Raw genomic sequence first — 1,299 nt, forward strand, 5'->3', positions numbered from 1 at the left:
GAAATCCCTTCACGATTGCGAAGCCCCCGAAGTGATGACGAACCGGTCGAACCGGCGTTGGCAAACCCCTGAAAGGTCCGTGTGCTGACAAGCACGCCAAAGCGATTGGGAGCCGACGCGCGACTAGCTCATCGTGGCCCGGCACCGCCTGACGGTGCAGCAACTAGAGGCCGGATATACGTGTGCAGTCGACACGGACGCCAGAGCTAAGAGATGCTTGGCAAAGGGGAGGAGTCCATATACGGACCTCGAAGCGTCAGTGGGTCTCGGAGGCCTCGGAAGGAGCGGCTACAAGTCGACAGCGGCTTTCGAGCAGTACCTGATTGATCGCGAAACAGCAGCCAATGCCGGGACCCCGATCTTGATTCTTGAGATCCAGGGGATCCCTAAGGACTTGGGTATCCGTGACGTAGTTCTGAATTTGAAAGATGGCTCCACCTGCCCTACAGGACTTCAATAATGGACGCGGGCTTCTCGCTCAAAATCGGTTTCTTGACGTTTCTTACGTGTCTTAGTTCGACGAGTTGGGCCTTATGTACGAGGGGTCATCCAACGGTCGATCAGGAGGCTGCAAGGAGCAGCGAAGTGATCATTGGCAAGGTCTTGGGCAGTAAAGATGTTATGTCGGAAGACGCACCCGACATAGTTGGCAAGACGGTTTACCGGGTGAATATAGTCAACACTTTTAAGGGCGAGAAACTGTCAGAGGTCGAAATAACCTCCGACAACACGTCTTCCAGATTCAACATGGAGAAAGGGAAGCAGTATTTACTCTTCGTGCAGACTTTTGACGGCGAGAGCCTAGTTGACTCGTGTGGAAACTCCGGAGAGCTAGGTGAGCGCGCAAGCACTGTGAAGTACCTGATGCATCTCAATTCACCAGAATAGTTCTGTGCCTTATGCACACGAATACGGGGTGCTTGATCGAATCAAACGATGGCGCGCATCAAACAGCTCTAGCGTAAGGATGAAGCTGTCTGCAAATCCCTGATGAATCATCGAAACGTCGAGTTCGCGGACCACAATCCGATGCGCGCACTTACGTGTCTCTCTGGACTGCGGCCGGTTCGGTGGACACCACCTTAAGCTAATTCCATCTGCTGCTCGAACTGTATCGGACTGAGGTAGCCGATGGTCGAGTGGCGTCGTTTACTGTTGTAGAACCGTTCGATGTAGTCGAAGACATCGGCTTTTGCCTCAGCCCTCGTGCGATACACCTTGTTGTCGGTGCGCTCGATCTTGAGCGATTTGAAGAAGCTTTCCATGGCCGAGTTGTCCCAGCAATTGCCCGAGCGACTC

General features: G+C 53.6%; 2 protein-coding genes. One reads left to right on the plus strand and one right to left on the minus strand.

The window, feature by feature from the left end:
- Positions 1 to 585: 585 nt before the first annotated feature.
- A complete protein-coding gene (locus AC1DMG_RS22200) occupies positions 586 to 888 on the plus strand; it encodes a hypothetical protein (protein ID WP_441604904.1) in 303 nt (100 codons plus the stop codon).
- 194 nt (positions 889 to 1,082) lie between these two features.
- Here the strand turns inward: AC1DMG_RS22200 and AC1DMG_RS22205 are convergent.
- The coding region (locus AC1DMG_RS22205) for an IS3 family transposase (protein WP_477181159.1) at positions 1,083 to 1,299 on the minus strand (217 nt) is incomplete at its 5' end.

It is taken from the genome of Dyella sp. 01N36, assembly GCF_056399745.1.